The 4,678-nt window shown below is 66.2% G+C and carries 6 protein-coding genes; 1 reads left to right on the top strand and 5 read right to left on the bottom strand.

Annotated features, from left to right (window positions below; translation table 11 throughout):
* Window positions 1-1,189: tetratricopeptide repeat protein (locus U9979_RS07130; RefSeq protein ID WP_322778739.1), on the top strand; the 1,189-nt coding region annotated here is incomplete at its 5' end.
* 39 nt (window positions 1,190-1,228) lie between these two features.
* Here the strand turns inward: U9979_RS07130 and U9979_RS07125 are convergent.
* The 5 genes from U9979_RS07125 to U9979_RS07110 all read right to left on the bottom strand — a co-directional run bounded on the left by U9979_RS07125 (window position 1,229) and on the right by U9979_RS07110 (window position 4,669).
* Entirely contained in the window at window positions 1,229-1,378 is a 150-nt protein-coding gene (locus tag U9979_RS07125) for a hypothetical protein (protein ID WP_322778738.1), read from the bottom strand.
* A 12-nt stretch (window positions 1,379-1,390) separates the two neighbouring features.
* Complete coding sequence (locus U9979_RS07120) at window positions 1,391-2,005, bottom strand: hypothetical protein (protein ID WP_322778737.1); 615 nt, start codon at window positions 2,003-2,005, stop codon at window positions 1,391-1,393.
* An 81-nt stretch (window positions 2,006-2,086) separates the two neighbouring features.
* Window positions 2,087-2,260 (bottom strand): hypothetical protein, encoded by a 174-nt coding sequence (locus U9979_RS07115; RefSeq protein ID WP_322778736.1) that lies wholly within the window; start codon window positions 2,258-2,260, stop codon window positions 2,087-2,089.
* Window positions 2,257-2,760 carry a phosphotransferase family protein gene (locus tag U9979_RS25120; RefSeq protein WP_416219638.1) on the bottom strand — a complete coding sequence of 168 codons (504 nt, stop codon included), beginning with the start codon at window positions 2,758-2,760 and terminating at the stop codon, window positions 2,257-2,259. Before U9979_RS25120 ends, U9979_RS07115 begins: the two co-directional genes overlap by 4 nt.
* Before the next feature lie 160 nt (window positions 2,761-2,920).
* Entirely contained in the window at window positions 2,921-4,669 is a 1,749-nt protein-coding gene (locus U9979_RS07110; RefSeq protein WP_416219643.1) for an ATP-binding protein, read from the bottom strand.
* Window positions 4,670-4,678 lie beyond the last annotated feature (9 nt).

The following is a 4,678-nucleotide window of genomic DNA, read 5'->3' as shown; positions in this document are numbered from 1 at the left end:
CGCCCCCGACGCCTACCTCCCCGACCTCGCGATGTCGCTGAACAACCTGGCGATCTCGCTGTCGGCGGTGGGCCGGCGGGCCGAGGCGCTCGCGCCCGCCACCGAAGCGGTCGACATCCGTCGGCGGCTCGCCGAGGCCGCCCCCGACGCCTACCTGCCCGACCTCGCGATGTCGCTGAACAATCAGGCGGCTTTCCTGTCGGAGGTGGGCCGGCGCGCCGAGGCGCTCGCCCCCGCCACCGAGGCGGTCGACCTCTACCGGCGGTTGGCTGAGGTGGCTCCCGACGCCTACCTGCCCGACCTCGCCGCGTCGCTGAACAATCTGGCGATCGGGCTGTCGGAGGTGGGCCGGCGCGCCGAGGCGCTCGCGCCCGCCACCGAGGCGGTCAGCATCCGCCGGCGGTTGGCCGAGGTGGCCCCCGACGCCTACCTGCCCGACCTCGCGATGTCGCTGAACAATCTGGCGACGTCGCTGTCGGAGGTGGGCCGGCGGGCCGAGGCGCTCGCGCCCGCCACCGAGGCGGTCACCATCCGCCGGCGGTTGGCCGAGGCTGCCCCCGACGCCTACCTCCCCGACCTCGCCATGTCGCTGAACAACCTGGCGGCCTTCCTGTCGGAGGTGGGCCGGCGCGCCGAGGCCCTCGCCCCCGCCACCGAAGCGGTCGACATCCGTCGGCGGTTGGCTGAGGCCGCGCCCGACGCCTACCTCCCCGATCTCGCCACGTCGCTGAACAACCTGGCGGCCTTCCTGTCGGAGGTGGGCCGGCGCGCCGAGGCCCTCGCCCCCGCCACCGAAGCGGTCGACATCCGTCGGCGGTTGGCTGAGGCTGCCCCTGACGCCTACCTCCCCGATCTCGCCACGTCGCTGAACAATCTGGCGAACCGGCTGTCGGAGGTGGGCCGGCGGGCCGAAGCGCTCGCCCCCGCCACCGAAGCGGCCGACATCCGCCGGCGGCTCGCCGAGGCCGCGCCCGACGCCTACCTCCCCGACCTCGCGATGTCGCTGGGCAACTTGGCGGCCGTCCTGTCGGAGGTGGGCCGGCGCGCCGAAGCGCTCGCCCCCGCCACCGAAGCGGCGAAGATTTTCACGCAGCTTGCCGAGGAGTTTCCAGACCGGTTCAGTCCGTCTCTAGATATGGCGGCAGAGACTTTGCGTCTTGTGAGTTCGCCCGAGGTGGACGACGAATAGTGCGAGGTGTCGACCGGGTACGTGTCTTTGGCATCCAGGTCACGGAGTCACCGTACCGGCCACCCTGCCCAGCATCGCCGACACCGTCGACACATTGTCGGTAAGCCCCGCGCACTCGATGAGCTGACGATGGAAGTTCTCCACCCGTAGCGCGGGAATCAGAATTCCGATCTCGCACGCCGTCTCCACCCCGAAGGTCAGCTATAATTCCTGTTCGGCCATCGTCTCATTGATCCTGGCGAGTTCCGCGCGGCGCTCCGCCGTACTCAGCGCGGTACGGTCACGGGAAAGGTCACGGACGCGTAACAGCGCATCGTAGGCGGCTAGCCGAATCTGGCGGACCTTACCGGTCGCGGCGACGATCTGCACCGCGGACAGGAGAGCACAGTTCTCGATATAGTCCTGCTGAGCGGACAACACCGAGACGTAGGCGCCCACGGCCGCGCCGCTGGCGGGTCGCCGGTTGAGTTCAGCGGGAAACTTGATGGACGAATACGCGGGGTTCCAGTCGAGGTCCGCCCGGTAGACGATCCGTTGGACCGTATCCTCGGGCAGCGTCGCGGACGTGAACACCATCTGGTGCCGCTGCGGGCCGAGCGCTGTCCCGCCGGCGCTCGCCATGATCGGGACGTCGGCCCCGTCGAGGGTCTCGGCTACGTAGCGTTCCAACGGTGAGGATTCGACGGTGAGGTGATCGTAATAGCAGTCTTCGAGGAACGAGATGAGCACCTTCGGCGCACATTCAACATCCACGGAAAATACGGCGACGACCGGCCCCGCCTGGACGTCAAATAACCACAGTCGCGCTTTGCGCACGGTAGCCGTCGTGGATTCCCCCCGACGGAACTTCAGGGAATCCGCGTCGATGTCTCGACACGCCAGAACGCGCGGAAGCTGCTAGACCGCGGCAATATAGAAGGCTTCCAGCCGCCCGAGCCGGAGAAACTCAGACGGCGGCCGGCCTTCCGCCCGTAAAAGGTCGACGGTCTCCGCGGTCGTCGCGATGACGGTCGAGATCCTGTGCACCGACCGTTCCACCGTGGGATCGAACGGCGGCACCGGCAGAGTCAACGCGCTCTCCACGTGGTCGCACGCGCACCAGGCTCATTGATGGAGCCGATCCGACGACGAATCTCCTCATCAAGACTCGCGCTCGTCCCATACTGCTGGAGCAGCCATGTCACCATCCCCAGCTCTCGCAGCGCGATGAACGTCCCGACATGCGGCGACACGCGGAGATCATACCCATACGCGGAGGAGAATTCTTCGTAGGCCTCGTCGGACATTCCGAAGCGCCGGAAGGTTACCAGGTTCGGTACGAGATCCCACTCGAGCGGACCACGGCATATTTGATCGAAATCTATGAGGAGCAACCTGCGCCCCGGGAGACACATGACATTTCCGTAGTGCATGTCGCCATGAATGACGCCGGTGCCCAGCTCGGACGTCAGGTCGGGAACGCGGGATTCCAGCGACGTGTCATTGGAAGAACTGCATGATCTTGGTGGAGGGCCCTGAGATCGCCGTTCGTCCGGTCGGGACACGGCTGCAGAGCAGGAACGACATCCCATGAGTGCGCAGGCGGACGGGTTTGGTCGTCCTCGAACAGGTGTTCCGAAATTGGGGTAGATTGCCTGGTCATGGTCCGGACGATGGTTCGTCGGATCGCCCGCACCGTCCCAGCACCCCGCTGAAGCCCCGCCAGCTACCCTAAGGGCCCACGGAGAGTGGTCAGTCGCGGTCTGTGTCTTCGGAACGGAAGAGCAGATTCTGGTAGGTGCGGCGGTAGCGGACGTGTTTGCTCTTGAGGCTGTTGCCGACGATGTCGACCGAGCCTTCGTCTCGCATGATCTTCAGCCATCGTCGGATGGTCTGGTCGCTGAGACCGGTCCGTGTAACGAGTTCGGAGCGTGAGAGAGTCTCGTTGCCGAGGGCGACGAGCAGCTCCGGTCGGCGGTCGGCCCGAGAAGACTGGTCTTTCGCTGACGTTGTTCGCCAGGACAGTTGGTACCTGGCCCAACGGCGGGTTCCGGTCTGGGTGACGAGTTCGCGGACGACCAGGTCCCGAAGCTCGCTGGTGGCGATACGGGAGTCGACTCCCGTCGCGTTGCGGTAGGCGCGGTTATCGAGGATTCCTTCCTGGCGCAGGAGCGCGAGGGCGACGCATTGGCTGTCGGTCAGGCCGTTCTCACCCAACCCGCTGATCCAAGCAACGGTCTCCTCGCTCAGCAAGGTGTGGTTGGGGAAAACGACGACGAACGACGAGATCTTGTCGTTGAAGTCCGGTGGGCTCATTCCTGCGGCGAGAAGCGAGTCGAGCATGGCGCGGATGCCCGACCCGCGGTTTTCGCAGACGGAGCGGGTCTCGCCGGGCAGCGGAACGTCTTCGAGGATCTTGATGAGGGTGGCGTTGCGGGCCGAGGAGACGCCTTCTTCGCCGAGGCTGTCGACCGTGACAGGACCGAACAGGCCGCCCGGATTGCGGATCACCAGGCGGTCGGGGTACATCTCGACCTGGACTTGGGCGCCTCGAGCGCCCCCGGACAGGTCCCGATGGACCAAGGCGTTGACGACGGCTTCACGCAGAGCGGTCTCGGGGTACTCCCAGACATCCTGCCGGCCCGCACCCCCGACGACAGCCCGACGAGACATGTTCCGGCGGACGGCCGCCAGCGTGTCGCGGATCATGACCGGGACCGGGCCTTCCAACGTCACGTTGTCCAGGAACCTCTCGGTGGACCGGCCGCCGGTCTCGGTCGGGTAGTGAACGAAGGTGACCATCAGCTGCGGGAAGTGCTCCTGTGGATACCTACCGAGTGCGAGCAAGCCTCCCAGCGATACCTCGTCCCCGCCGTCGCGCCGGGTCACGAGCACCTTGGCGCGACGCAGCACTGCCAAGCGGTCCAAGTCCTTGAAGGCGTAGGGCCTGCTGGTCCTCAGCCGGGCGACCAATGCATCGACAGTGGTCGCATCCAGTTGATCGAGATCAACGCCGGGGACCGCCTGCTCGTCCTCACGGGGCTGACCACGTGACGAGAGCATCATCTGTACCTCGTAGGCCGACAGTCGACGATCACCGTCGCCCACCCTGACGTAGCTGCCCTTGGTGATGCCGGCCCCACGTGAGTAGCAGGGTTTCCGCGCGGGATCGAGCTCAGGGACCTCGGCGACCAGGATCTGGGCGCCCTCGAAGTCGTGGATTTTGATCAGTAGCCGCAACGGCGGTTCCATGTCCTCGGAGCACATGGAACCGAGATCAGCTGCGAGCCTCGCCGGATCGGGAAGTCCCGTCGCCACGAAGCCATGAGCCTCGTCCAGACCAAGGACGACCACACCGCCTCGCGTGTTCGCGAACCCCGAGAGAGTCTCGCGCAGCGACTTCGGCAACCCGCCGTGGGCCTTCTTCACCTCCACGTCGGTGATGTCCGCACCGATGGTGCGAAGGTTGTCGACGATCTCCGCGAGTTCGATGTCGAGCATCCAGCCTCC

The sequence above is a fragment of the Protofrankia sp. Cas4 genome, from assembly GCF_963555915.1.
Taxonomy (GTDB): Bacteria; Actinomycetota; Actinomycetes; order Frankiales; family Frankiaceae; genus Protofrankia.
This window is presented reverse-complemented; position numbering and strand designations above follow the sequence as displayed.